The sequence below is a fragment of the Pseudomonas sp. M30-35 genome, assembly GCF_002163625.1.
In the GTDB taxonomy this organism is placed as follows: domain Bacteria; phylum Pseudomonadota; class Gammaproteobacteria; order Pseudomonadales; family Pseudomonadaceae; genus Aquipseudomonas.
In genome coordinates, this window is record NZ_CP020892.1 from 3,140,942 (window position 1) to 3,166,508 (window position 25,567).

The following is a 25,567-nucleotide window of genomic DNA, read 5'->3' on the forward strand; positions in this document are numbered from 1 at the left end:
TTAACAGGCCGTCAGCCGCGTGCGCGCTGCCACAACCCACCACACAACCCAGTCAGACAACCTGCTACCAGGCCGCCAACATGCGCGGCATTGGCGATGGAGCCAAATTGCAGTAATTCAAATACTCCGGTCATGCACACCAACAACCAAACCAGCATCATCACCAGTACGCCGGGGGGTAACCGATAGACTGGGTTAGGCGCGATTCGCTGATAAATCCAGCAGTGCCCCAACAACCCGTAAAGCACACCGGATAACCCGCCGAACAGTGACGGCCCGGAGAAGCTGTATTGCGCCACGTTCGATGCCAAGCTGAACACCAAGGTTAAGCCCAGCAGCGCCAGCGCGCCCTGATATGACTCAATGCGCCGTCCCAACTCCCAGTACCACAGGCTGTTCATCGCCAGATGCAGCCAGCCAAAGTGGATGAGCATTGGTGTGATGAGCCGCCACCACTGGCCGCCCTGTAGCGTTTGCTCCGCCGAGCTGAAATAGATGTAATCACCTTGAATTTTGAAATCGATAAAGCTCAGCCAGCGAATCGCCGAGAAATTCTCTCCCAGCAAGGTAACCGCCGCGACAATAAAGGTCAGGAGCAATACCGCGCTGGTCATCGGGTTGTTTTTGATCTGCTGGATAAACCCGGGGCGTGCCGCAGTTGGCACCGCCGAGGTCTCAAGTTGAACCTCGTCACTACCCTCTGGATAGCGGCTATAGAGCTCACGCACCTGCTCTGCTAACGACTCGCCGGGCACCCACAATACTTGCTGACCCGCTTCCTCACTGACTCGGTGTGGAACTTCCAGACGTTGCAGTAACGCAATAAAGCCGCTCAGATTGGTTTGCGTTGGTAAGCGTAAAACCGCCACAGCACTCATTTCGGCGCCTCCGGCTTTTCAACTTCGACCCAGACAAATTTACTCGAATCCAAACGATGCTCCTGATCAAGGCGATAAGCGACCAAACGGCCGAACATCACGGCGCTGTAGTCGAGGCACGCCAGGTTAGCCCGAATAGGCGCAGGTTTGCCGCTGCGCCAATAATGGCCGACAAATAATATGGGTTGATCTGCACCGTATCTGAGCAGCTCGTTCTTTTGCATTTCAGACAAGGGGGTTTGCGCCGCCAACTCGGGTAGCGCATCCGGCTGGAAAACGATATCACCATAGGTTTGCGGGTTTTCTTCCCAGAACTTGGTGCGGAAGAAAGAGCGGGTGAAGCCATCATCGCTGGTCAGCGTCATACCGTGCGGCAGGCGCATGTCGGTACCTCGCAGCAAGCGGTTGAACGCGGTATTAGCAAAGCTACCGTGCTCCGCAGCCGCCTTAACAAAGGCCTGGTTGATCCGCCCGTCCGGGAACTGCGCACGCAAAGGAGTGATTAACTCATCATCCCAACAGGCATGCACTGCGCGAAAACGCCCACCATCCACAAACAGCGGTAACTGATAGAACCACTCAAGGCTCTCACGCCACTCTGTCGGGTAGGCAGCGTATTGCTCCAGGGTTTCCTCGATCATGCGCGCGTGCCGGGCGTTGTGGTCACGAACAAACTGACGACCACTGCCCGGATGTGCCGGAGTCGTCCACGCCAGCGCGTTAAACTCATGGTTGCCCATGATGCACACCGCAGACCCGGCATCGACCATGCCGCGCACCAGGTTCACGGCTTCGCGAATTCGCGGGCCACGGTCAACCAAGTCGCCAAGAAAGATGGCCATGCGCGTCGGGTGACGCCAGACGCCCGCCTCTTGCCGGTAACCCAATTTATCCAACAGTCGCGCCAGCGTGCGGGCACAGCCATGGATATCGCCAATCAGGTCGTAACTTCGCTCAGGGTCCAGACGCATTTACTCGCCCCCGCCACCAAGGCGGCTGCCCCACCCTAGCTTGGTGCGGCAGACCTCGTAATAGTTATGGTCCAGCGGATGAATCAAACATAACTTTTGCGGCTTTTTACGAATGGTGACGGTATCGCCAGGCGCGCAGGTGAAGTGATTCTGACCGTCACAGGAGACCTGCGGATAAATTTGCAGGTCTTTGGACACCACAATTTTCAGCTCACTGTTGCCATCTACCACTATCGGGCGGCTCGACAAGGTGTGCGGATACATTGGCACAATCACAATTGCATCGAGCTTGGGATGCATGATCGGCCCGCCAGCAGACAAGGCGTAAGCCGTTGAGCCAGTTGGGGTGGAGACAATCAAGCCGTCCGCTTTCTGACTGCAAACAAACTGCCCATCAATAAACAGCTCAAACTCGATCATCCGCGTCGACTTGCCCGGATGCAGAACCACGTCGTTAAGCGCATCGCCTTGGCCAATGGCTTCCGCGTTCCGCCGCACTTCGGTTTCGAGTAAAAACCGATTTTCAGTCAGATAATTGCCATCCAGCACTTCAGCGACTTTGACTTCAAGCTCGTCAGGACGGATATCCGTCAGAAAGCCCAAGCTGCCACGGTTGACCCCAAGCACCGGAATTTTATGCCGGGCTAATGCACGGGCAGCGCCAAGCAAGCTGCCATCACCACCGACAACAATCACCAAGTCACAGATTTCCCCGAGATTCTTCCGTGAAGAGGTCTGCAGGCCGTGGCCTGGTAGGACTTCAGCGATTGAGTCTTCGAGAATGACATGGGTGTGGCGGTCGAGCAGAAACTTCTTGAGTCGACGAATAGTGTCGAGCACCTGCGTGCTGCCAAGGCGACCAATGATGCCGATATTCCGAAATTGCTCCATGGTGCTCCCGCAGGCTGAATCTTTAGAGAATTGGATTATGGTCGAAAGCCTGCAAGTGCAGCAAACTTGAGCGGGTAAACACAGTTAACCGGGCAACCGTTAAACAAACTGACCTGGCGATATAGATGGGTGCATTTGCGCCAGTTTCAAGCGCTGGACAGGTTACACCGCTTGCTTGCTACGGGGTAAATAACGCTATGCTCGTCGCATGAACTCATTGCGCTCACTAAATGATCTCCCTCTGCACCTGCTGCAACCTGCCGTGCGCGATCTGGCGTGGGTCATACTTGCACCACCGCTACTGAGCGATGCACCGACAACCCAGCGCCACCCTTTAACGGCTAGCCGCTGGAGTACAGAGCCGCAGTTGCTGGCTGATTGGTTGTTACAACTGGATAAAGACTGCTCAAGCCTGACTCACTGGCTGGCCGAGCGCTCAGTGCGCAGGTTGGGCTTGTATTACGAACGGCTCTGGCAGTTCGCCCTGAATGCAGCGCCTGATGTGGAGATTCTTGCCGCCAACCTGCCCATTCGCCACGAAGGGCACACCCTCGGCGAGTTGGATTTAATCCTGAGTGACGATGAAGGCCTGCATCACCTTGAACTGGCGATCAAGCTCTACCTCGGCGAGCAATCCTCCAGCGGAACCGCTAATCGGCACTGGCTCGGTCCGGGTAGTCGTGACCGCCTAGATTTGAAACTCAGCCATATCACTGAACACCAGTTGCCCCTGTCGAAAACCGAACAAGCACTTAGTGCTTTGGCCCAAGAAGGGATCAACACTCAGACGATACAAGCCTCGATGTGGGTCGCCGGTTATTTGTTTTACCCATGGCCAAATGGTTGCTTACCCCCTGCGGGCGCTCACCCCGAGCATTTACGGGGCAGTTGGGTGCATCAGCGCGACTGGCCAGCACTGCTTGCTGAATACCCGTCTGCCAGCTGGCAAATATTGCCGCGCCATGACTGGCTGGCACCTGCACGAATCAGCCAAGCCAATCACTGGCCCAACGACCAGCTGCAAATTTGGTTCGCCACCCTCGAAGCCAATACCAATGCGCAATTACTAGTCCGCCTGGAACAAAGCCCAGACGGCTATTGGCTTGAGCAACAGCGCGTATTTCTGGTCAGTGATAGTTGGCCGGAAACACTTAGGCCATATCGCTAGCGGGCCGCTCAAAAATAAGCCAACAGCCCGGCTAAATGGCGGATAAAAATGCGTTATCCGCCTTACCAATTGTTTATACAGCGCCTTACTGGGCTTGCATCGCCTTGAGGATTTTCTTGCCTGCACGGCCGTCATACGGCTGTAAACCTAGACGTTTTTGCTCCTCGACAATCGCTTTGCGGGTATTGGTACCAATCAAGCCATCCGCCTCGCCAATGTCGTAGCCACGGGCGAGCAGTAACTCCTGCAACTGTTTGCGCTCAATCCGGCTGAGACCCGGATCATCCGTTGGCCACGGCGTGGCGATCTCGTCACCACCGCGCAGGCGATCAGACAAATGAGCAATGGCCAATGCATAGCTTTCAGCCGCATTGTAGGAGTAGATCGCATCAAAGTTGCGCATCACAATAAACGCCGGACCTTTGGCCCCTGCGGGTAGCAAAATACCCGCTTGAGTATCACTTGGCGTTATCGCCGAGCCATCGACCTTAACCACGCCGCGGGCGACCCAGTCCTTCAGCGCACGCTTGTTTTTACGCCCCGTCGAGGACGTATTGAAACCCGCAGGCAGCTTGACCTCATACCCCCACGGTTGGCCGGTACGCCAGCCCGAACGCTTAAGGTAGTTGGCGGTTGATGCCAGCGCATCAGGAATACTCGCCACCAGGTCGCGGCGACCGTCACCGTCGCCATCCACGGCGATACGCTGATAGGTCGAAGGCATGAACTGGGTATGACCAAACGCCCCCGCCCATGACCCCTTCAGCTCTTGCGCCTGAATATCACCAGATTGCAGTAGCTTCAAGGTGGCAAAGAACTCGCCCTGGAAGAACGCCTGACGCCTGCCGTAACAAGACAATGTACTTAGCGAGGTGAGCAAAGGACGCTTGCCGAAGGTTTTACCGTAATCGCTCTCAACCCCCCAAACCGCGACCACAGTAGCTGGGTCAACGCCATAGGTGCGCGATACCTTGGCCAAGGTATCAGCGTGCTGCTTGAGCATCTGCCGACCTTCATCGACACGTTGCTGATCGACCAGCGCAGCCAGGTAATCCCAGATAGGGGTGCTGAACTCGGGTTGTGAATTGAGCAATTCGAGCACGCTCATGTCAGGCTCAAGCGTTTGCGTATAACGGTCAAAGGTCGCACCAGAGACGCCCTTGGCTAACGCTTTGCCGCGCAAGCCACTGAGACATTGCTGAAACGATGCGGCCTCAGCCTGCGTTGCCAAAGCGCCTGTAGCGAGCAGTAGCGCACCTATACCGGTGATAGTTTTGTTCATCGCATATTCCCTGATACTAAAACAGTCCACAAATGCGGACAGTGTAATGTTCAGAGACGGGGAAGTGGCAGCAGTTCCGTTACTGGCTTTTAGCCAATGCAGCTGCACGGCCTTGCAAACCGCCGGTATGGACAAAAATCAGCCGTGTTCCGCGAGGAAACGCGCCCTGCTCGACTTGCTCACGCAATGCCAATAGAGCTTTAGCGGTGTACAGCGGCTCAAACAGCATGCCCGACTCAGCCTCGCAGGCCTGCATGAAATCCAGCAGTTGCCCATCAACTTTGGCAAACCCGCCACGCGCCGCATCCAGCAGCCTATACCCTTGATCGGCTTGTTGCGCCTGAGCCAGCACGCTGGAAATCTGCTTTTCGGCTCCGTGTTGTGCCGGAACGGCTAACGCGCCATAAACCGGGTGCGCGCCCGCTTCAGCCAGGACCAAACCGGCCAGAGTCGTACCTGTGCCCACGGCCAACCACCAGGCATGATAGTCGGGCCAGTTGATCTGCTTAAGTTGACTGCACACCAACTCGACCAATGGCCGGCAGCCTTGCGCACCAAGCAAACCGCTGCCACCTTCAGGAACTGGCTGTAAATGTGGATAACGCATACGCCAAGGCTGCCAGAAGCCTGGCAGGTTGCGCGCTCGGTAGCCGCCGTAACCCAGCCAATGTAGGCGCATACCCAGTTGTTCGAGTTCGAGCGCAGTGGGCGTCGCCTGCGAGTTGCCGCGCATTAAACCGACGGTTTGAAAACCAAAGCGATTTCCAGCAGCAGCCAAAGCATGCAAGTGATTGGAGTGGGCGCCGCCAAGACTGATAAGCCCTTGCGCGCCTTGCTCACTTGCGGTTTTGATGTAGGGCGCCAACTTGAACCATTTGTTGCCACTGACCTGTTGATCAATCAGATCAAGGCGCAAAACAGCCACTTCAACCCCTGAGTTGGTCAACCAATACAGGTTTAGCAACTGCAAAGGAGCGGTTGGCGCCCAATCAGTAAAGATCAATGCGAACTAACCGACGGTGCGCACCCGCAGAGCTTCTTTATGACGGGCACAGCAGTTGGAGTCATTGAGTTTGAAACGGCTTGGGGCATCAATTCGATCAATTGGAATCGCACAGCGCTGACCATTGGCCAGCAATGCTTCACAGCTGGGTTGCTGGTAGTGCGCCAACCACTGTGTGTATTGCTCCTCAGAAACAAAGCATTTGGACGCTGCATAGGCGAACGGATTTTCCTGATAGCGAGCGATGTCTTGTAGAGCGACGGTCAAGTGTCCAGCGCCCGGGTGATAAACCACAAAGACCATGCCCAAGTTGGACAGACGCTCAAGTATCTGGTCACCACTTTGCCCAGTCAACTGCTCACGCTCGCTGCTCAGCCGCTCGATCTCCTGTTGGAGCTTGCCGTCGAGCTCTTGGCGATAGGCCAGTTCAACATCACGAATGGCGATCTGTTCTTTGTACTCAACCACAGCCGAGGCAATTTTCGCCTGCATTTCACCGTCGAACTGCGCACGCATAAGATCAATCTCGCTGCGCCCGCTGCTTTGCAGCGTGCGCAGTTGCTCGGTCATTTTCTCGCGCGACGACTGGAAGCTTGCAGCTTGTTCTGCCAGCTGATTTTTCAGATCAGTATTGAGTGCTTGTTGCTGAGCCAGGGATTTCTGAATAAGCGCAATTTTTGCTTCAAGCGTCTTGCTGTGTTGCTCACTGGCCAGTTTGAGTTTCGCCAACTCTTCTTCGTGCTGAAGCGTCAGACTGCCGATACGCAAACGCTGCTGCTTGATCAACTGCGCAGCTTTGAGACGCTGCTCCTGATTCAGCTTTTCCGTGGCTTTTTCCGCATCTTCGGCTGCAGGATCAGCGGAATACCACTTGTCATCAGAAACCATCTGCAAGCGTTCCGGAGCAACCGACTGAACGCTCTCATCCTCGATAAGTAACCCGAGATGATTGGCTTTAACCACTTCACGCAGGATGACCAGATCATTCTGCCCTGGCGCCAGATTCGGGTCCCACAGATGCATTTGGTGCCATGAAACCGGGCACTGACTGCGACATGCCAAGCGGATCGGGCCGGCGCCCATATCAGGGCCGCGCCCAGATTTCTCCGCCAAATGCTGCAGCGGGATATTCCAGCCGTTGTCTGGCGCGCCCTTTTCATCGAAGTCGAGGTAGAAAAATACCACGGAGCGAATCATCAACCGTGGGTTGATCATCACGTATGCCGCCCGCACTTGCTGGTCAGCAAACTCAGGCATATTGACCATGCCATCAAGCAGGGCCTCAAACTCAGTGAAGAACATTTGCTTGCAGACACCACCGTGTTCACTAAAGAACATTACGGCATCAGTCATCTGCGGCTTGTTCTGCATGCTCATCCGATTCCCTCAAAACTAGATTAACGGCACCCACCCGAACTCGCACCTGGCAACGAACCTCCAACCAGAAGGATCGAATACTCTAGAACGATGTTAATGCTTGTAATTACACACCCGTAATTGACGCGCACCAGCAGTCAGGCGCATAGCGACCGTTTGAGCAAGTCTAGGGGAAAAGCTAAGCCCAGCAATGTGACTGGGTTGGCAGTCGTCTTGCCATAGTTGCAAGTCGGCTCAACTGCACAGCAAAAGTGTGATGGGATTGGTACAAAATGTCAGCATGAGACATTTTATGTCAGTCGCAGCGACGACATCTGCTGCAACCAACCGGCAATTAACAGTGCCTGATTAGCTCAGGCTCTGTGACGTACTAAACCGCGCCGCGCAGGCGCTTACCCATTTCATCGCCCAGCGCTTGCAGGCCACTCATTGGGCGGATCATGACTTCAAACTCGATGATTTGGCCTTGCTCATTGAAGCGCACCATATCGATACCCTTCAGCTCGCGATCAGCCACCTTTGCGCTGAACTCCAACACTACATTCAAGCCGTCTGCCGACACCAACTCGCGGTGATAGGTAAAATCCTCAAATACCTTGATTACGGTATTCAGGATCATCGCCACCCTACCTGCGCCAGCGTAGGGCTTGAACGCCATCGGAGAGCGAAACACAGCATCCGGGTGGAGTAATGCAGGTAAACCACTAAGGTCCTTGCTGGCAATCATCGCATGCCATTGCTGCATGGCTGGGGCAATATTCGGCTTAACCGCTAACGCTGTCATTACTCTACCTCGCTGAGGGTTTATCGATTAAATTTCAGCAGCCAGTCGCGAACCCTGATTGATTGCACGCTTGGCATCCAGTTCAGCGGCGACATCCGCACCGCCAATCAAATGCACGCTTTGACCCGCCGCCTGCAACCCCTCGTGCAGCTCACGCAACGGATCTTGACCCGCACAGACAATAATGGTGTCGACCGGCAATACCTGCGCCTCGGCGTCGGCAATGCTGATATGCAAACCTGCATCGTCGACTTTCAGGTACTGCACATTATTGAGCATCTGCACCTGCTTGTTTTTCAGCCCCGCACGGTGAATCCAGCCAGTGGTTTTACCCAAACCATCACCCACCTTGGTCTTTTTACGTTGCAACAGGAAAACCTGACGCGCTGGCGTATGTGGCTCAGCAGTAATACCCGCAACACCCCCGCGTGCCTCTAACTGACCATCAATGCCCCACTCTTTCCAGAACGCGTCGCGGTTAAGGCTGGTAGCTGTACCGGCATGGGTGATGAATTCAGAAACGTCAAAGCCGATCCCACCCGCACCGATCACCGCGACCTTCTCGCCGACAGGCTTGCGCTGCAGAATGGCGTCGAGGTAGTTGATCACTTTGGCATTATCGATACCTGGAATATCCGGTGTACGCGGCGCAATACCCGTCGCCAGAATCACCTCATCAAAGCCACCAGCCACCAGCTCATCAACATTCACTCGCGTATTCAACTGCAGGTTAACCCCGGTGGTTTCCAGCTTGCGCTTGAAGTAACGCAGGGTTTCAAAGAACTCCTCTTTGCCCGGCACACGCTTGGCGACATTGAACTGGCCGCCAATCTCGGCGGCGCTGTCAAACAGCGTAACCTGATGACCGCGCTCGGCGGCAACCGTAGCGGCGGCAAGACCGGCGGGGCCCGCGCCGACCACTGCAATTTTCTTAACCACGGTGCTGGCGATGTAATTCAATTCGGTTTCGTGACAAGCACGTGGGTTAACCAGGCAACTGGTCAGTTTGCCGCCGAAGGTGTGATCCAAACAGGCTTGGTTACAACCGATACAGGTGTTGATTTCATCAGCACGACCTTGCGCAGCTTTATTCACAAAGTCAGGGTCAGCCAGGAATGGACGCGCCATCGAAACCATATCGGCATCGCCTTCAGCCAACACTTGCTCAGCGATTTCCGGGGTGTTGATACGGTTGGTGGTGATCAACGGAATAGACACCGAGCCGCGCAGTTTTGCTGTGACCTTGGTGAATGCCGCACGCGGGACTTTAGTCGCGATGGTCGGAATACGCGCTTCGTGCCAGCCAATACCGGTATTGATCAGGGTTGCGCCGGCTTTCTCGATAGCCTGAGCCAACTGCACGATTTCTTCCCAAGTGCTGCCACCCTCGATCAGGTCAAGCATCGACAGCCGATAGATAATAATGAAGTTAGGGCCTACGGCCTGACGCACGCGACTGACGATTTCTACCGGCAAGCGCATGCGGTTTTCGTAGCTGCCACCCCAACGATCGGTACGCTGGTTGGTGTGTGCGGCCAGGAACTGGTTAATGAAATAACCTTCGGAGCCCATGATCTCAACACCGTCATACTCCGCCTGTTGCGCCAGCATTGAGCAGGTGACGAAATCCTGAATCTGCTTTTCGATGCCCTCTTCATCCAACTCAGTGGGTTTGAATGGGTTGATCGGCGCTTGAATGGCGCTCGGTGCGACTGACTTGGGGCTGTAGGCGTAGCGGCCAGCGTGGAGAATCTGCATGCAGATCTTGCCGTCGGCCTCATGCACGGCGCGGGTCACAATCTTGTGCTGCTCGGCCTCTTCAACCGTGGTCAGCTTAGCCGCACCGGAATAAACCCCGCCTTCAACGTTTGGACCAATGCCGCCGGTAACCATCAAGCCGACACCGCCGCGGGCACGCTCGGCGAAATAAGCAGCCATGCGCTCAAATCCACCCGGTTTCTCTTCCAGGCCAGTGTGCATCGACCCCATCAGGGTACGGTTTTTCAGCGTGGTAAAGCCTAGGTCCAACGGGGCCAGTAGATTCGGGTAGTGAGCGGTCATGGAAGTCTCCACATCAAGCAATAACATTCACGGTATGTCGCGATTTCTATAAGCAGGATGGCTATTGGGCGCACTATAAATTGCCAATGCGCTAGGCCAGCCGCCTGCATGTGAATCACGATCGGTATGCGAACCAAGATAAATAGCCCAAGCGCACAGCTCAATGACTCTAACTAACAACTTATTGATCGAAATGCGCAGCAGCTCTTGGCAACAGACGTGAGCTCACCTACCCTGAGCAACAAACCCTCAACGCCGAATGACCATGCGCCTATTTATTACAATCAGTATTCTTATCATCCTGCTTGGCAGCGCCGGTGGTTATGTCTATTGGGCGCAACAACGCCCCGATGTCGGCATTATCCTGACTGACCTGAGCAGCGAAATTAGCGTCAATCAGGGCCAGCCGGCTGATCGCGGCAATCTTCTCGGCATCCAGCCGCTGTTGTTTGCCAGTGATTATCAGAGCCGCGAGACGCTGCACCTGAAGCTTGCGGCCTACCTTGAAAAAGCCCGCGACGAAGGCCTGCTCAACGCCAAAACCATCGCCATCCTGCCCGAGCACATTGGCACCTGGCTGGTCGCTGCGGGTGAAAAACCCGAGTTTTATAAAAGCGACAGCCTGCAAGAAGCCGTCAAATGGCTCGCCGCCAGTCACCCGCTGAGCGTGCCACAGGCCCTGCTCAGCACGCCGAGCAATAAAGATTTCAGCGATGCGTTGTTTCGTCTCAAGTCTGCGCAAATGGCCGCCGACTACCAGAGCCTGTTCAGCGGTTTGGCCAAGGACTTTGGCATCACCTTGGTTGCAGGCTCCATCGTCTTGCCTGAACCACGCAACGAGAATGGCGCCCTGCAGATTGGTGAGGGTCCGCTGTACAACATCAGTGTGGTCTACGGCGCCGACGGTAAAGCGCTTGGCCAGCCACAGCGCAAAGTCTATCCATCGAGCCGCGAGCGCAGCATTATCGCCGCAGCGCCCCTTGAGCAGTTGCACACATTCGACACACCAGCCGGAAATCTCGCCGTATTAATCGGCACCGACAGCTGGTATCCCGCCAGCTACGCAGCGCTGGCCAAACTCAACACCGAGCTGCTGGCTGTTCCTGGTTTTGTCAAAGGCAAGATGCAGTGGAACAAACCCTGGAAAGGTTACAAGCACGCAACCAAACCGCAGACGCCGACCTTGGCCGATAACAGCGTCAGCGAAGGTGAAGCCTGGCAACACTTGGCAATACCCAACCACCTGCAAGACAGTGGCGCGCGCGCTGGCGCCATGGTGTTTATGCGCGGGCAATTGTGGCGCATGGGCATTGATGGTCGCAGCGTGGTAAGCGACGGTCAAAAACATGCCATTGCAAACGATTCGCGCAGCGCTCAACTCGTCAATCTATGGCTGTAAAAAGCCCGCGCATTCGCCTTGGCGACTTGTCTGTAGGCTTTGTTGACAGCCTCGCCGAGGCCATGCGCAGTTACGGCCAAGATCCAGTGACACTGCTCGAAGGCTACGGGCTCGATTCTGTTCGTCTGGCAACACCACGGGCACGCCTGTCAATTCCACGTTATATGCGCCTGGGCCACGCAGCCATTGAACAAACCAAACAGCCGGGCCTTGGTTTGACCATGGGCAAACTCAGCCGCCTTGGCCAGCTCGGGCTCGCCGGTGTGACCGCAGCCCAGGCCCCTACGGTGCGTGAAGCGGCACGCAGCCTGATTCGGTATGAGCCGCTGTACGCTTCGAACTATCGCGGCCACGCCAACTTCATCGAGGACAATCAGGGCGCGTGGCTGCGTTTTTACTCGATCAGCCCTTACAACGCCTACAACCGCTTTGTAATCGATTCAGTGCTCGCAGGCTGGGCTCAGCAGCTGAGTCACGTCGCCCAACAACCGATTGCCCCTGAGCGCGCACACATAGAGTTCCCTGCGCCAAGCTACAGCGATGAATACTCTCCCGCACTGGCTTGCCCCGTTGAGTTTGCCGCAGAGCATAATCAGCTGCGCCTAAGCCAAGCCACGCTCAACCTGCGCAATCCACAGCATTGCCCAAGCACATGGCTGCATTTACAAGAGCTGTGTGAGCGTGAACGGGAACAATTGACCCGCACGCGCAGCCTGCGTGAGCGCATTATTCAATTATTAGGGCCGCTGCTACATGGTCGCGAGCCAGACTTACAGGAAGTGGCCGCACACCTACAAATGCCAACCTGGACCTTGCGCCGCAAATTGGCCGAGGAAGGCACGCAGTTTCGCGCCATTCTCAACGAGACACGCCATGATCTGGCTGTCGCTTATATTCGCGACACCGAACTGGCTTTTGGTGAGATTGCCTACCTGCTTGGTTTTGCCTCTGCGGAAGCCTTCCAGCGCGCATTCAAACGCTGGAACCAGCAAACCCCTGGCGAATTTCGCCGAGCGCAGCGGCTGAGCAGTTGAGCGAGACTCAAACCCGCTGCCGGGACCACGCCAACTAGCAGGCTGCGTTACAGCTCTGTTGCATCTTCCGCCAGCTCGGGGACATCCAGCTCGACGGCCTGCGCTTCCAGCAATTCTTCTTGATAGTCTTCCATAGCCTTACCCTCCACTACACTTATTGACGCGTGACCACCGCGTAGGCGCAGTTTAAAAAGCCAAGATGACGCTTGGATGACAGCAAATCGCGGGCAATAAAAAACCCTCAGATATTGCTATCTGAGGGTTTCGTATTTGGCGCAGCGGACGGGACTCGAACCCGCGACCCCCGGCGTGACAGGCCGGTATTCTAACCAACTGAACTACCGCTGCATGTTATTTGGGCTTGCACCCTAAAACACGTTACTTCATCTGGTAGTACAACCGCGTTGGCTTGTGCTTACCTCATGCCGAGTAAACTCGTCATGGAAAATATGGCGCAGCGGACGGGACTCGAACCCGCGACCCCCGGCGTGACAGGCCGGTATTCTAACCAACTGAACTACCGCTGCGCATTTTTCCGGACTTTCATCCAGACTCTCAAAGTGGTGGGTGATGACGGGATCGAACCGCCGACCCTCTGCTTGTAAGGCAGATGCTCTCCCAGCTGAGCTAATCACCCTTGCCTTTGCGAGGACGCGAAATTTACGCGTGGGCCGCACCTAAGTCAATACCCTGCTTAAAGTTTTTCTCAAAACAGGGAAAATAAATTGAAATCTCCAAGCGCTGAATTAGCGACTGATCATTTACTGATCAAGCCGATACAAATGCGCAGAATTGATCAACGCGGAGCGTGTCGAGTAAGTCGATTACCCATTCCAATATTCACAGCAGCTAATGGCCGATGAAAAAAACGTCATCTGCCCTAGCGCGCTCTTACTGACGGATGATCTATTGATAAATCATCTTTTTAGTCATGCCGCCGTCGACCACAAACTCCTGACCGGTGACGAACCCGGCGCGACTCGACAGCAACCACGCCACCATCGCCGCCACGTCCTGCACGTTGCCCACTCGCCCGACCGGATGCTGAGCATGGTCTGTTGCGGACAAGGGTTCAGCGCGCTGCTCACTGGAGTCACGCGTATCAATCCAGCCTGGACTTACCGCATTAACCCGCACGTCCGGGCCCAGACTGATCGCCAGGGAATGAGTCAAAGCCAATAAGCCGCCCTTGCTCGCCGCATAAGCCTCGGTGCAGGCTTCTGATTGATGAGCCCGGGTTGAGGTCAGATTAACGATTGCGCCGCGGTGCGCACGCAAATACGGCACACAATGCTTGGCCAACAGCATGGGCCCCGTCAGGTTGATCGCCAGGGTTTTGTTCCAGCGCGCCAGATTGAGGCTCTCAAGCTCAAGGCTATGCGGCTCGGAGACCGCTGCATTGCAGACCAGCGCATCAAGCCGACCAAACTGCCCCAGCACCTCGGCAACGCCCAGTGCGATCTGCTCTTCATCCGCGACATCCATCGCCACGAACCAAGCATTCTCACCCAGTGCTTTAGCGACTTTGGAGCCCCGCCCCCGATCCACATCAGCCAGCACAACCTGCCAACCTTCAGCAATCAACCACGCACTGATTCCCAAACCAATGCCGCGCGCGGCACCCGTCACCAACGCTACTTTGCCGGTGGTCAAGGCGCCGACATCGAGCTTCCAGTCGGCTTCTGCTTGATCGTTCAAAGCGCCGCCAAACCACGTGTCAGATCAGCCTGCAGATCCACCACGTCTTCAAGACCGACCGCGACACGGATCAGGTTATCGCCGATCCCCGCACTTGCCCGCTCATGTGGCGACAGACGACCATGCGACGTGGTTGCCGGGTGCGCGATAGTGGTTTTGGTATCACCCAGATTCGTGGTGATAGAAATCACCCGAGTGGCATCGATAAAGCGCCATGCAGCCTCTTTACCGCCCGCGACTTCAAAGCTGACCACGGCACCGAAGGCACTTTGCTGACGCTTGGCCAACTCATGCTGCGGATGGCTCGGTAAACCTGCGTAATGAACGCGCTCAATACCTGGCTGTTGCTCCAGCCATTGCGCCAACTGTTGAGCACGGGCGCAATGTGCTTGCATACGCACGCTGAGGGTTTCTAAACCTTTGAGGAATATCCAGGCGTTGAATGGGCTCAGCGTAGGTCCGGCGGTGCGCAAGAAGCCCACCACCTCCTTCATCAGTTCGCTACGACCGGCAACCACCCCGCCCATGCTCCGCCCCTGACCATCGATGTACTTGGTCGCGGAATGCATGATCACGTCGGCACCCAGCTTCAGCGGCTGCTGCAACGCCGGGGTGCAGAAACAGTTATCGACGGCCAGCAGAGCGCCTTTGCTATGGGCGATTTCAGCCAGTGCGGCGATATCAACCAACTCGGCCAAGGGGTTCGACGGCGATTCAACAAACAGCAGCTTGGTGTTCGGCTTGAATGCAGCAGACCACGCACTCAAATCAGACAGCGGCACGTAGTCGACCTCAACCCCAAAGCGCTTGAGGTACTTCTCAAACAAGCTGATGGTCGACCCGAACACACTGCGCGAAACCAGCACATGATCACCGCCAGAGCACAGGCTCATGACAATCGACAGGATGGCTGACATCCCAGTTGAGGTCGCGACCGCCTGTTCAGCACCTTCCATTGCCGCGATACGCTCTTCAAAAGCACGCACGGTCGGGTTGGTGTAGCGCGAATAGACATTGCCGGGCACTTCACCAGCAAAGCGCGCAGCAGCATCAGCGGCGGTACGGAATACATAGCTGGAGGTTGGGTACAGCGCCTCGCTGTGCTCCGCTTCAGGCGAACGATGTTGACCGGCGCGAACGGCCAGCGTTTCAAAGCCAACCCCTTCCAGGTCGCTATCCAGACGTCCGGCATCCCAGTCTTGAGACATCTTTATTCCTCTCAAATAAAGCACTGGGGCCGCATAAGCGGCCCCAAGGTATCAGTTGTTGTAAAGATCAATGATCGCACTCACCGCTTGCGATTTGATCTTGGTCGAATCATTACGCGCCTGCTCGATTTTGTTCAGGTAGAACTCATCGACATCGCCCGTGACGTACTCACCATTAAACACAGCGCAGTCAAACTTCTCGATTTTGATCTTGCCGCCACCGACTGCATCAATCAAGTCTTCAAGATCCTGGTAGATCAGCCAATCAGCGCCAATCAACTCGGCAACTTGTTCAGTGCTGCGATTATGCGCGATCAACTCATGCGCGCTTGGCATGTCGATCCCGTAGACGTTCGGGTAACGTACCGCAGGCGCAGCAGAACAGAAGTACACGTTCTTCGCCCCAGCTTCGCGGGCCATCTGAATAATCTGCTTGCAAGTGGTGCCCCGCACGATCGAGTCGTCGACCAGCATTACGTTCTTACCACGGAACTCAAGCTCAATGGCGTTGAGCTTCTGGCGCACTGACTTCTTGCGCGCCGCTTGGCCCGGCATGATGAAGGTACGGCCGATATAGCGATTCTTGACAAAACCTTCGCGAAATTTGACGCCCAGATGGTTGGCCAACTCAAGCGCGGCGGTACGGCTGGTGTCCGGGATCGGAATTACCACATCGATATCGTGATCAGGCCGCTCGCGGGCAATTTTCTCAGCCAGCTTTTCACCCATGCGCAGACGTGCCTTGTACACCGAAACGCCGTCCATGATGGAGTCAGGACGCGCCAGGTAAACGTGCTCAAAGATACAAGGTGCATATTGCGGATTAGTCGCGCACTGGCGGGTAAACAACTTACCGTCTTCAGTGATGTACACCGCTTCGCCCGGAGCCAGATCACGGATCAGGGTGAAACCGAGCACGTCCAACGAGACGCTTTCCGAGGCGATCATGTACTCAACGCCTTCGTCGGTGTGGCGCTGACCGAAGACAATTGGGCGGATACCGTGCGGATCGCGGAAACCGACGATGCCATAACCGGTGATCATCGCAACCACTGCATAGCCGCCGACACAACGAGCGTGAACCTGGCTGACCGCCGCGAACACATCTTCCTCGGTTGGCTGCAACTTGCCACGCTGGGCCAGTTCGTGCGCAAACACGTTAAGCAGTACTTCGGAGTCTGAATTGGTGTTGACGTGGCGCAGATCAGATTCGTAGATCTCCTTGGCCAACTGTTCGACGTTGGTCAGGTTACCGTTGTGCGCCAAGGTGATGCCGTACGGCGAGTTGACGTAGAACGGCTGAGCTTCCGCCGAACTGGAGCTGCCCGCGGTTGGATAGCGCACATGGCCAATACCCATGTGGCCAACCAGACGCTGCATATGGCGTTGCTGGAAGACATCGCGCACCAGACCATTGTCTTTGCGCAGAAACAGGCGACCATCGTGACTGGTCACAATACCGGCAGCGTCCTGGCCGCGGTGCTGGAGAACGGTCAACCCGTCATACAGCGCCTGATTGACGTTCGATTTACCGACGATACCGACAATGCCGCACATGTGGCACAACCCCTACGTTGAGAAACATACAAAATCGCAATGCACTCATTGCAGCCCAATTAAGGCTGCGTGAGAACCTGTTTAAACGGCAGCTCAGCCGGAGCACTGATGCCACTCGCAAGCCACTCGCTGGACATGCCTAAAATTAGGTTTTTTGACCAGTCAGCAACCAATAAAAAATGCGGTACCAGCGTCGATTGCTGCCACCACGGATCCTCTTGTACCGGCGCCAGGCTCACCAGCCCAACCAACAGCACAACTAGCAAACCACCCCGCGCAGCCCCAAAGACCATGCCAAGAAACCGATCAGTACCGGATAAACCGGTCACGCGGATCAACTCGCTAAGCAGATAATTGACCAGTGCACCCACCATCAGAGTGGCAATGAACAGCAATGCACACGCGGCGATGACTCGAGCCGACGGTGTTTGTATAAAGCCTTCGAGATGATGCGAGAGTGCGCCGCCAAACATCCAGGCAACAGCACCCGCAATGATCCAGGTAAGCAACGATAAAGCTTCTTTAACAAAGCCACGGCTCAAACTGATCAAACTTGATACGCCAATGACGGCGATAATGGCCCAATCGACCCAGGTGAATACCACGATTCAGGCTACCAACAGAAATGGCGCTGTATTTTAACAGAGCACGACGCTACGAGTAAGCAGTCGATCAACTGCTTTCTGGTTTAAAACGAACAACAAATCCGTTTAATTTCTGTTTGCGGTTCAACTGATCGCGCAGGCGATCAGCCTCAGCACGCTCAACCAGCGGCCCCACAAAGACCCGATTCATGCCCTCAAAGGTACGAATATAGGCGTTATAGCCTTGAGCGCGCAGGGTCTTTTGCAGCTTTTCAGCACCGTCGCGACTGGACAAACTGGCTAACTGAACCGACCAACTCACCGGCAGACTATTGGCGTCCAGGTGACTAGCGGGCTTTTCGGCTGCAGCCACAGGCTTCTCGGCACGAGCAGCAGCATCGGCTTTGACCTGCTCACGCGCTTCAGGCGGTGGCGTAGCAGGGACTGGATTGACTGGCTCATCAGCATTTTGCTCGATGATCGCAGCGATCGGATCAGGGCCTTGATCTTCTTCAGCCGGAGCTTCTTCAATAATCTGCGGCTTCGGTACAGCGACCGGCTGCATCTCGATTTCCGGCATTACCGGTGCTTCCGGCATGCTTGGCGCATCCACCACGACACGCTCTATCTCATCTTGCCGAGACAACAGCATGGGGATAAAAATAATCGCCAAGGCCAGCAACACCAAGGCGCCAACAATACGTTGCAGCAAGTTTTTATCCAGCAAAGCCATCCTGACCTACTCCCGTGGCATGGCCCGCCAGCCATTCCAAGGCCTCGGCCACACAGTAAAACGACCCGAACAGAAGAATTTCATCTCCCGCCGAAGCTTTGGTGCATTGTGCGTCCAATGCACAGCGCACATCATCAAATACCGCTACCTGCGCTGCACAGTCAGTTAAATACCTGGCCAGTTCTGCCGCCGGTCGCGTACGACTTGTCGGCAATGGTGCCACAGCCCAATGGGCAATATGTGGAATTAATGGCGTTACCACACCCGCCAAGTCTTTATCTGCCAGTAAAGCAAATACAGCAGAACGCTTACCAGCGACTGGCTTCATCGCCAAACGTCGCGCCAAATACTCGGCAGCATGGGGATTATGCCCAACATCCAGCAACAACGTCAGGGGCTTTCCTTGCCAAACCAGCTGACGACGATCAAGCCGCCCCGTTACCCGCGTGCCCAGCAAAGCATTCTTGATTTGCGCAGGCTGCCACGCAAGCCCAGTCAACGCATACGCTTGCAGTGCCAGCGCTGCATTTTCCACGGGTAAATCGAGTAATGGCTGATCAATAAGTTCCAGTGCCGCGCCTTGCGCATCAATCCCCCGCCATGCCCATGTGTGCTCGCTCACAACCAGATCGTAATCACGACCCCGCAGGAATAACGGCGCTTCAAGTTCAGCAGCACAATCAAGCAGTGGCTGTGGCGGATCTAAATCACCGCATAAAGCAGGTTTGCCTGCACGGTAGATGCCGGCTTTTTCGATGGATACCGATTCACGGCTATCGCCCAGCCAATCAACATGATCAACACCAATGCTGGTAACCAGAGCAATATCGGCATCTATCAGGTTAACCGCATCCAGACGCCCACCAAGGCCAACCTCAAGCACTACAGCATCAAGCTGCTGACGCTTGAACAGCCAGAATGCGGCCAGCGTGCCCATCTCGAAATAAGTCAGGGAAGTGTCGCCACGCGCCGCTTCAACCGCTGCAAAGGCCTCGCAGAGCAGTTCGTCACTGGCTTGCTCACCGCAGATTTGCACGCGCTCGTTATAGCGCAGCAAATGTGGCGAACTGTAGACCCCGACACTAAGGCCTTGCTGCTCAAGCAAGGAAGCAATAAAGGCGCAGGTAGAGCCTTTACCGTTGGTGCCAGTGACGGTAATCGTCAATGGGGCCAGCTTGACCAGCCCCATGCGCTGCGCAACCTGGCGAGAGCGCTCTAAACCCATATCAATGGCGCTAGGATGCAATTGCTCCAGATACGCCAGCCAATCAGCTAAAGAGCGTTGACTCATGCAGAGGTCATCTCAACCTGAACCGCTGAGCTGGAGGGTGTAGGCAGGTGCTGCATTTGCGCAAGCAGGCGCGCCAAACGCGGACGCAGTTCACTGCGCGAAATGATCATGTCGATAGCACCGTGCTCGATCAGAAACTCACTGCGCTGGAAGCCTTCAGGCAGTTTCTCACGTACCGTTTGTTCGATAACGCGCGGGCCAGCAAAGCCGATCAGTGCTTTAGGCTCGGCAACAATCACATCACCCAGCATAGCCAGACTAGCTGATACGCCGCCGTAGACTGGATCGGTCAGTACCGAGATAAACGGCAGACCTTCTTCACGCATGCGCGCCAGTACAGCCGAAGTCTTGGCCATCTGCATGAGCGAGATCAAGGCTTCCTGCATACGTGCGCCACCCGAAGCGGAGAAGCACACCAGCGGACAGCGTTTTTCCAGGGCAACATTGGCGGCGCGCACAAAGCGCTCACCGACCACGGCGCCCATCGATCCACCCATAAAGGAGAACTCAAACGCGCAAGTAGCAATCGGCATACCTTCGAGCGTACCGCTCATGGCGACCAACGCGTCCTTTTCACCGGTTTGTTTCTGCGCACCGACGATACGGTCCTTGTACTTTTTGCTGTCGCGGAATTTCAAGCGATCGACAGGTTCAAGATCAGCACCGATCTCTTCACGACCTTCTTTGTCGAGGAATATATCCAGACGTGTGCGCGCATCGATACGCATGTGATGGTTACACTTGATGCACACATCCAGAGTCTTCTCGAGCTCCGGCTTATACAGAACAGCATCGCAAGACGGGCACTTATGCCAGAGGCCTTCAGGTACTGAGCTTTTAGCCGTCTCAGAACGCATGATCGACGGAATCAGCTTATCTACCAACCAGTTACTCATGCTCTTCTCTCCTAAGCTGTGGTTCTGAATATGCCAGCAACGCGGCATATTCAAAAAAATTCATCAGTATGGCGCCGCCCGGAGCGTCTTATGCTTACCCGACGTCTCGGCTCAAGCACCACAGGCGTGCTCTGCAGCACATGCAATAAGTTTATGGACGGCCGAGCTCAATAAACCGTCACATCGTGCTGCGTACCGCTTGAATAAAGGCTTTTACCTTGCTCAGATCTTTGATGCCTTTACTCGCCTCTACCCCACCACTGACATCGACTGCATAGGGTTTAACCTGCTTAATCGCAGCCTCTACATTATCAGGAGTGAGGCCTCCCGCCAGAATAATCGGCATTTGCAGCCCTTGCGGCACTAACGACCAGTCAAATATCTCTCCGGTACCGCCCGGCACGCCAGCTACAAAGGTATCCAGCAAGACGCCACTGGCCGAAGCGTACGGCGCTATTTGCTGACCGACATCGGCACCAGACTTAACCCGTAATGCTTTGATGTAGGGCCGGCCGAAACCTTCGCATTGTTCAGGCGTTTCGTCGCCATGAAACTGCAGAAGGTCCAGCGGTACTTGCACAAGCAATTGCTGTAGCTGCTCACGCGGCATATCGACAAACAGGCCGACCGTGGTCACAAAAGGTGGCAAGCTGGCAATAATCGCCCGCGCCTGCTCAATAGTCACGGCCCGTGGGCTTTTCGGATAAAACACAAAACCAATCGCGTCGGCACCCGCCGCTACCGCAGCAAGGGCGTCCTCCAGCCGGGTGATTCCGCAAATTTTGCTTCGAACGACTCGCAACGACTGATTTCCTTTATCCACGCACATATAAAGCTAGGGTTATTAGACAGCTTACCGCGCAGCCCGTTGCACTTGCATCATAAACAGCTTCAGGCAAATGACTGCAAGCCTGTGCGTTTTTGCAGTGTGCCTTAGTATTCGTCCCTGACATCAGGTAAGCCGGAAAGAAAGTGCGGGCCCAAATAACGCTGCGGCAGACCAAACTCGGCCGGGTAATCGACCTGTACCAGGTACAATCCATAAGGCGCCGCAGTAACGCCACCCGTACGCCGCACCCCCGTATCAAGCACCTCTTTAGCCCACTCGACCGGGCGTTCGCCAGCCCCGATAGTCATCAGCACCCCAGCGATATTGCGTACCATGTGATGCAAGAATGCATTGGCACGAATATCCAGCACCATAAAGCGACCCTGTTCCAGCAGCTGCAAATGATGAACAGTTTTGACCGGTGACTTTGCCTGACATTGGCGCGCACGGAAGGCACTAAAATCGTGGGTACCCACAAAATACTCGGCCGCAGCACGCATCCGCTCAATATCCAGCGGACGGTGATTCCAAGTCACTTCCTCGGCCATGTGTGCAGGACGAATCTGGTCGTTATAGATCACATAACGGTAGCGCCGCGCCTGCGCACAAAAGCGCGCATCGAAGTGTTCGGGCATACTTTTCGCCCAGGCCACGCTGATGTCACCCGGCAAATTCCTGTTAGCGCCCATGACCCATGCATGCATGCTGCGCTCAACGGTAGTGGTGAAGTGCACCACTTGCGCACTGGCATGCACGGAGGCATCGGTACGCCCAGCACAGCTCAGCGTTACCGATGCACCACCCGCTACTTTCGAAATAGCTTTTTCAAGCGACTCCTGAACGGACGGCACACCAGCCTTCTGCCGCTGAAACCCGCGATAACGGGAGCCTTTGTATTCAACCCCAAGGGCTATTTTGAAAACGCCAACGGCGGCCCTTTCGGCCGCCGTTGAAGGTAGAGCATCTGACATTTATCAAACCAGTTTATTGATCAACTCTTTGGCTTCTTTCTGTTGATCATCGTTACCTTCAGCAACCACTTCATCGAGAATGTCGCGTGCACCCTCTGAGTCGCCCATATCAATATAAGCCCGAGCCAGATCCAGCTTGGTCGCGGTCTCATCGGTGCCAGACAGGAAGTCGAAATCATCTTCGTCTTCAAATGCTGCAACCGAAGATTCCTCGGTGAACTCTGGCATATCAAGTTCATCAGCTGGCTTTTGCTGTTCCAGGCTTTCACTCAATTGATCAAGTTCAGCCGTAACTTCATCCAATTGGGCGGCAAAGTTATCAGGTTTTGTCTCAGGTGCAATATCAGCATCATCATTCAATGACAGATCAAAATCTTCCGACAGATCAAAGCCATCATCAGACCCAGCTTTCGGCGCAGCGTCAGCCGCCGGCACAGGGGTTGACGAAAGGTCTGCATCATCCAGGTCCAGCAGGAAATCATCATCTGAGTCAGCCAGCGTAGTGCTAGGCTGGGTGCTGTCCAGATCAAAGTTGAAATCAGCCAGTTCATCCGTAAGGCCAGCGCCTTTATCGGCTTCGTCATCCAGGCTCAGCTCAAAACCCAGATCGTCTTCCTGGTCCGCAACTGGCGCACTAGCTGCCTTGCCAAGCTCGTCATCCAGATCAAAGCTGTCCATGCCGGCGCTTGCAGTAGACTGCAGCTGAGAGTCCAATTCAGACTCCAGATCATCCAGGCTCAGGTCGAAAGAGTCATCGCTGTCGGTGGCGGCAGGGCTCGAATTAACCGGCGCAGCAGTTGCATCGACATCATCCATCGTCAAGTCATCAAGACTGAAGCTGTCGAGATCATTGTCAGCGGCACCGGCCACGGCCAAACCACCCGCCAGGCCTGCCAGCGCAGGGTATTTGGCATTGAGCTGAGCAACTTCTTCAGTTGCACCGCCCATCTCACGCAGTTCGTCCTGTTGACGAGCGTAACCATCACGGTCGCCCATCTCGGCATAGACTTCCATCAACTTGAGGTGCAGGTCACTACGCTCTGGCTCATTATTGATAGCGTTTTGTAGCAGCTCAGCCGCTTGATTGAAGCGCCCGTATGCGATGTATATATCCGCCTCCCCCAGCACATCTGCTGTTTGCGGGGTTGTAGGCTGGTCTTTTGCAACTTCAGCTTGATCATTATCCAGATCGAAATCGTCATCCAGACCTGCAAAGCCATCATCTGGCAACTCAGACTCGGCCGCAAAACTATTATCCGGCTCAAGGCTGTCATCGGCAGACTCTGACTCTTTCAGCGCTTTACGGCGCGAAATAATCATCAATATAACTAACAAAGCCAGCAAACCACCGGCCGCCACGATCCCGAGCAGCATTGGATTGGCTAGTAAATCATCAACCATCGACGCAGGGGCCGGGGCTGGTTGAGCAGCCGGAGCAGCGGGCTTCGCGACCTCAGGTTCTGGTGCAACCACAGGTTCTGGAGCCGGAGCTGGAGTTGGTGCTTCAACCGGTGCAGGTGCCTCTGGGGTTACAGCAGGCTCTTCGCTATAGTTGAAGTCAGGCTCGTCAGTTGCGGCAGGCGTCCCTGCGACAGGCGTCTCTGAGGCTGACTCTTCGGCATCAGATGCCGCGGCAGCTGATGTATCTGCTGCTGGCTCAGGCTGAGCGCCAGGCACTGCGGCAGTCGCCGCAGTATCACCCTGACTTGCCAGATCAGCTTGCAACTTGGCCAACTGATCATCTTTGAGTTTAATCAAGCGTTGCAGCTTATCGACCTGGCTTTGCAGGTCATTCATTCGACCAGAAAGCTCTTCGTTCGCACGACGTGTTGAATCCAGGCTTTCTTGAGTGACGGCTAGCTTGTTGCTGAGCGTTTCGCTGTCGGCCTGACCTTTATCGCTACCGGCAGTAGACTTACCCGCCTCGGCTGAGACTAGCTTGAGCTTATCTCCCTCCTCGGCTTTGGCAGGAGCAGCACCTGCGACTTCACGCTTGGTCGCATCTAGCTGACGAGCACCCGCTGGAGCAGCTGGGCCTTCACGCCACTCAGCATTCTGCTGATTAACCTGGGCCAACGCTTCAGCTTGCGAACGTGAATTGATGGCAGCCTGATCTGGCAGACGCAGCACTTGGCCACTCTTCATACGATTGATATTGCCATCAATGAAGGCATCAGGATTGAGATCCTGAATTGCCAGCATCGCTTGGTGGATGCTGCCGTTCTGGCGCGAACGCTGAGCGATTTCCCACAGGCTGTCATCTTTCTGAATACGGTACTCATTGCTACCCGTCGCGCCTGGCGAACTGGCAGGTGCTGCGCCAGTGCTTGCTGGGCGCAGCGCTGGAGCAGCCGGGCGAGGAGCAGGACGAGGAGTTGGGGCAACAGTCGTGCGTGCAATCGGTGCAGTGACCGCAGCACGAGGAGCTGCAGCGGCTTGCGGGGAATACAGTGGCGGATCAAGCAATACCGTGTATTCACGCAACAAACGACCATTTGGCCAGAGCACCTCAACCAGGAAGTTCAGGTACGGCTCACGCACCGACTTGCTCGAAGTGATGCGAATAACGCTTTTACCGTTCGGCTTGATCACCGGGGTAAATTTAAGGTCGTTCAGGAAGAACTGGCGATCAACGCCAGCCTTATTGAAATCTTCCGGGGACGCCAGGCTCGGCAAGACTTCGTTGGGAGCCAGATCTCTGACTTCGACCAACTCAATTTCTGCCTCCAACGGTTGATTCAGCGAGGATTTTAGAGTGACTTCACCCAGACCCAGCGCGTGCGCCATACCGGAGGACAGTGCCGAAGCAGCTGCCATTGCCAGCACCAGTTTGCGAACCCGAAGCATATTTTAATCCCTTGTTTTTTTCTTTTATCTCGGCGTACAAAACGACCCAAAATGTGTCTGCCTGTATTCGCTAAAAGCGATCCCCCAATCAGATACACTTTGAAT

Annotated in this window: 21 protein-coding genes and 3 tRNA genes; 3 read left to right on the top strand and 21 right to left on the bottom strand. The window is 55.3% G+C overall.

Annotated elements, in window-relative coordinates; translation table 11 throughout:
- Positions 1 to 11 precede the first annotated feature (11 nt).
- Genes B9K09_RS14430 through B9K09_RS14440 form a run of 3 tightly spaced genes read right to left on the bottom strand, consistent with a single transcriptional unit; the run spans position 12 to position 2,740 of the window.
- On the bottom strand, positions 12 to 878 hold the full coding sequence (locus B9K09_RS14430; protein ID WP_087517477.1) for a rhomboid family intramembrane serine protease: 867 nt from the start codon (positions 876 to 878) through the stop codon (positions 12 to 14).
- A complete protein-coding gene (locus B9K09_RS14435) occupies positions 875 to 1,849 on the bottom strand; it encodes a metallophosphoesterase (RefSeq protein WP_087517478.1) in 975 nt (324 codons plus the stop codon). The genes B9K09_RS14430 and B9K09_RS14435 overlap by 4 nt, the downstream gene beginning before the upstream one ends.
- Positions 1,850 to 2,740 carry an NAD(+) kinase gene (locus B9K09_RS14440; RefSeq protein ID WP_010483042.1) on the bottom strand — a complete coding sequence of 297 codons (891 nt, stop codon included), beginning with the start codon at positions 2,738 to 2,740 and terminating at the stop codon, positions 1,850 to 1,852.
- Positions 2,741 to 2,948: 208 nt separating this feature from the next.
- On the opposite strand from B9K09_RS14440, the gene B9K09_RS14445 reads away from it, so the two are divergent.
- A complete protein-coding gene (locus B9K09_RS14445) occupies positions 2,949 to 3,908 on the top strand; it encodes a DUF1853 family protein (RefSeq protein WP_087517479.1) in 960 nt (319 codons plus the stop codon).
- A gap of 85 nt (positions 3,909 to 3,993) precedes the next feature.
- Here the strand turns inward: B9K09_RS14445 and B9K09_RS14450 are convergent, their stop codons facing one another.
- The 5 genes from B9K09_RS14450 to B9K09_RS14470 all read right to left on the bottom strand — a co-directional run bounded on the left by B9K09_RS14450 (position 3,994) and on the right by B9K09_RS14470 (position 10,415).
- Positions 3,994 to 5,190, bottom strand: a complete 1,197-nt coding sequence (locus B9K09_RS14450; protein WP_087517480.1) for a lytic murein transglycosylase — start codon at positions 5,188 to 5,190, stop codon at positions 3,994 to 3,996.
- A gap of 79 nt (positions 5,191 to 5,269) precedes the next feature.
- Complete coding sequence (locus B9K09_RS14455; RefSeq protein ID WP_371917463.1) at positions 5,270 to 6,160, bottom strand: 1-aminocyclopropane-1-carboxylate deaminase/D-cysteine desulfhydrase; 891 nt, start codon at positions 6,158 to 6,160, stop codon at positions 5,270 to 5,272.
- Between the two features lie 39 nt (positions 6,161 to 6,199).
- Positions 6,200 to 7,570 carry a chromosome partitioning protein ParA gene (locus tag B9K09_RS14460; protein ID WP_087517482.1) on the bottom strand — a complete coding sequence of 457 codons (1,371 nt, stop codon included), beginning with the start codon at positions 7,568 to 7,570 and terminating at the stop codon, positions 6,200 to 6,202.
- A 370-nt stretch (positions 7,571 to 7,940) separates the two neighbouring features.
- The gene (locus B9K09_RS14465) at positions 7,941 to 8,354 is read right to left on the bottom strand and encodes a nuclear transport factor 2 family protein (protein WP_087517483.1); all 414 of its coding nucleotides are present in this window, start codon (positions 8,352 to 8,354) and stop codon (positions 7,941 to 7,943) included.
- A gap of 27 nt (positions 8,355 to 8,381) precedes the next feature.
- Positions 8,382 to 10,415 (bottom strand): NADPH-dependent 2,4-dienoyl-CoA reductase, encoded by a 2,034-nt coding sequence (locus B9K09_RS14470; protein ID WP_087517484.1) that lies wholly within the window; start codon positions 10,413 to 10,415, stop codon positions 8,382 to 8,384.
- Between the two features lie 265 nt (positions 10,416 to 10,680).
- Between B9K09_RS14470 and B9K09_RS14475 the strand changes: the two genes are divergently transcribed.
- Positions 10,681 to 11,814, top strand: a complete 1,134-nt coding sequence (locus B9K09_RS14475; protein ID WP_087519114.1) for a nitrilase-related carbon-nitrogen hydrolase — start codon at positions 10,681 to 10,683, stop codon at positions 11,812 to 11,814.
- Complete coding sequence (locus B9K09_RS14480; protein ID WP_087517485.1) at positions 11,805 to 12,848, top strand: AraC family transcriptional regulator; 1,044 nt, start codon at positions 11,805 to 11,807, stop codon at positions 12,846 to 12,848. Before B9K09_RS14475 ends, B9K09_RS14480 begins: the two co-directional genes overlap by 10 nt.
- A gap of 271 nt (positions 12,849 to 13,119) precedes the next feature.
- Here B9K09_RS14480 and B9K09_RS14485 read toward each other — a convergent pair.
- The 13 genes from B9K09_RS14485 to B9K09_RS14545 all read right to left on the bottom strand — a co-directional run bounded on the left by B9K09_RS14485 (position 13,120) and on the right by B9K09_RS14545 (position 25,462).
- Positions 13,120 to 13,196, bottom strand: a tRNA-Asp gene (locus B9K09_RS14485).
- 102 nt (positions 13,197 to 13,298) lie between these two features.
- Positions 13,299 to 13,375: transfer RNA gene (locus B9K09_RS14490), tRNA-Asp, on the bottom strand.
- Between the two features lie 34 nt (positions 13,376 to 13,409).
- Positions 13,410 to 13,485: transfer RNA gene (locus B9K09_RS14495), tRNA-Val, on the bottom strand.
- A 269-nt stretch (positions 13,486 to 13,754) separates the two neighbouring features.
- On the bottom strand, positions 13,755 to 14,501 hold the full coding sequence (locus B9K09_RS14500; protein ID WP_157699392.1) for an SDR family oxidoreductase: 747 nt from the start codon (positions 14,499 to 14,501) through the stop codon (positions 13,755 to 13,757).
- 41 nt (positions 14,502 to 14,542) lie between these two features.
- Positions 14,543 to 15,754 (bottom strand): O-succinylhomoserine sulfhydrylase, encoded by a 1,212-nt coding sequence (locus B9K09_RS14505; protein ID WP_087517487.1) that lies wholly within the window; start codon positions 15,752 to 15,754, stop codon positions 14,543 to 14,545.
- Between the two features lie 51 nt (positions 15,755 to 15,805).
- Positions 15,806 to 17,311, bottom strand: coding sequence for an amidophosphoribosyltransferase (purF, locus tag B9K09_RS14510; RefSeq protein ID WP_087517488.1), 1,506 nt, complete (start codon positions 17,309 to 17,311; stop codon positions 15,806 to 15,808).
- A 59-nt stretch (positions 17,312 to 17,370) separates the two neighbouring features.
- Entirely contained in the window at positions 17,371 to 17,916 is a 546-nt protein-coding gene (locus B9K09_RS14515; protein WP_087517489.1) for a CvpA family protein, read from the bottom strand.
- Positions 17,917 to 17,983: 67 nt separating this feature from the next.
- Positions 17,984 to 18,628 carry an SPOR domain-containing protein gene (locus B9K09_RS14520; protein WP_087517490.1) on the bottom strand — a complete coding sequence of 215 codons (645 nt, stop codon included), beginning with the start codon at positions 18,626 to 18,628 and terminating at the stop codon, positions 17,984 to 17,986.
- Positions 18,612 to 19,919: a bifunctional tetrahydrofolate synthase/dihydrofolate synthase gene (folC, locus tag B9K09_RS14525; protein ID WP_087517491.1), complete on the bottom strand. Its 1,308-nt coding sequence runs from the start codon at positions 19,917 to 19,919 to the stop codon at positions 18,612 to 18,614. Before folC ends, B9K09_RS14520 begins: the two co-directional genes overlap by 17 nt.
- Positions 19,916 to 20,815: an acetyl-CoA carboxylase, carboxyltransferase subunit beta gene (accD, locus tag B9K09_RS14530; protein WP_087517492.1), complete on the bottom strand. Its 900-nt coding sequence runs from the start codon at positions 20,813 to 20,815 to the stop codon at positions 19,916 to 19,918. Before accD ends, folC begins: the two co-directional genes overlap by 4 nt.
- A gap of 178 nt (positions 20,816 to 20,993) precedes the next feature.
- Positions 20,994 to 21,617 carry a phosphoribosylanthranilate isomerase gene (locus B9K09_RS14535; RefSeq protein WP_087517493.1) on the bottom strand — a complete coding sequence of 208 codons (624 nt, stop codon included), beginning with the start codon at positions 21,615 to 21,617 and terminating at the stop codon, positions 20,994 to 20,996.
- A 131-nt stretch (positions 21,618 to 21,748) separates the two neighbouring features.
- Positions 21,749 to 22,615: a tRNA pseudouridine(38-40) synthase TruA gene (truA, locus tag B9K09_RS14540; RefSeq protein WP_087517494.1), complete on the bottom strand. Its 867-nt coding sequence runs from the start codon at positions 22,613 to 22,615 to the stop codon at positions 21,749 to 21,751.
- A gap of 3 nt (positions 22,616 to 22,618) precedes the next feature.
- A complete protein-coding gene (locus B9K09_RS14545; RefSeq protein ID WP_087517495.1) occupies positions 22,619 to 25,462 on the bottom strand; it encodes a FimV/HubP family polar landmark protein in 2,844 nt (947 codons plus the stop codon).
- Between the last annotated feature and the right edge of the window lie 105 nt (positions 25,463 to 25,567).

Coding starts and splice junctions, on each gene's coding strand:
- B9K09_RS14430 (WP_087517477.1), bottom strand. CDS start 878: ATGAGTGCTGTGGCGGTTTTACGCTTACCAACGCAAACCAATCTGAGC.
- B9K09_RS14470 (WP_087517484.1), bottom strand. CDS start 10,415: ATGACCGCTCACTACCCGAATCTACTGGCCCCGTTGGACCTAGGCTTT.
- B9K09_RS14480 (WP_087517485.1), top strand. CDS start 11,805: ATGGCTGTAAAAAGCCCGCGCATTCGCCTTGGCGACTTGTCTGTAGGC.
- B9K09_RS14520 (WP_087517490.1), bottom strand. CDS start 18,628: ATGGCTTTGCTGGATAAAAACTTGCTGCAACGTATTGTTGGCGCCTTG.
- B9K09_RS14460 (WP_087517482.1), bottom strand. CDS start 7,570: ATGAGCATGCAGAACAAGCCGCAGATGACTGATGCCGTAATGTTCTTT.
- truA (WP_087517494.1), bottom strand. CDS start 22,615: ATGTCAGATGCTCTACCTTCAACGGCGGCCGAAAGGGCCGCCGTTGGC.
- accD (WP_087517492.1), bottom strand. CDS start 20,815: ATGAGTAACTGGTTGGTAGATAAGCTGATTCCGTCGATCATGCGTTCT.
- B9K09_RS14445 (WP_087517479.1), top strand. CDS start 2,949: ATGAACTCATTGCGCTCACTAAATGATCTCCCTCTGCACCTGCTGCAA.
- folC (WP_087517491.1), bottom strand. CDS start 19,919: ATGAGTCAACGCTCTTTAGCTGATTGGCTGGCGTATCTGGAGCAATTG.
- purF (WP_087517488.1), bottom strand. CDS start 17,311: ATGTGCGGCATTGTCGGTATCGTCGGTAAATCGAACGTCAATCAGGCG.
- B9K09_RS14545 (WP_087517495.1), bottom strand. CDS start 25,462: ATGCTTCGGGTTCGCAAACTGGTGCTGGCAATGGCAGCTGCTTCGGCA.
- B9K09_RS14450 (WP_087517480.1), bottom strand. CDS start 5,190: ATGAACAAAACTATCACCGGTATAGGTGCGCTACTGCTCGCTACAGGC.
- B9K09_RS14435 (WP_087517478.1), bottom strand. CDS start 1,849: ATGCGTCTGGACCCTGAGCGAAGTTACGACCTGATTGGCGATATCCAT.
- B9K09_RS14505 (WP_087517487.1), bottom strand. CDS start 15,754: ATGTCTCAAGACTGGGATGCCGGACGTCTGGATAGCGACCTGGAAGGG.
- B9K09_RS14475 (WP_087519114.1), top strand. CDS start 10,681: ATGCGCCTATTTATTACAATCAGTATTCTTATCATCCTGCTTGGCAGC.
- B9K09_RS14440 (WP_010483042.1), bottom strand. CDS start 2,740: ATGGAGCAATTTCGGAATATCGGCATCATTGGTCGCCTTGGCAGCACG.
- B9K09_RS14465 (WP_087517483.1), bottom strand. CDS start 8,354: ATGACAGCGTTAGCGGTTAAGCCGAATATTGCCCCAGCCATGCAGCAA.